Below are 262 nucleotides of genomic sequence, written 5' to 3'. Positions count from 1 at the left end.
CACTTCACCCACTTGGCCGATATCGATGATTTCCGGCTGGGTCATTTCCGGCGTCTGGCGGGTGACGGTGAGCTTCTTTGCCCGGATCAACTCGGCGTCCTTGCCGGTCAGGCCGATTGCGCTGCCGCCGTGACGGTTGATCAGGTTGACGATGTCCTTGTTCACCTGGCCGCCGAGAACCATCTCCACCACGTCCATGGTCTGCGCGTCAGTCACGCGCATGCCATCGATGAAGTGACTCTCGATGGACAGGCGCTTGAGC

The 262-nt window shown here is 60.7% G+C and carries 1 pseudogene; it reads right to left on the bottom strand.

Annotated elements, in window-relative coordinates:
• Positions 1 to 262: pseudogene (locus AAEZ08_RS23065) on the bottom strand (acetylglutamate kinase); the annotation flags it as partial.

It is taken from the genome of Pseudomonas sp. E45-MNA-CIBAN-0222 (assembly GCF_040310405.1).
Classification (GTDB): Bacteria; Pseudomonadota; Gammaproteobacteria; order Pseudomonadales; family Pseudomonadaceae; genus Stutzerimonas; species Stutzerimonas stutzeri_AC.
This window is presented reverse-complemented; position numbering and strand designations above follow the sequence as displayed.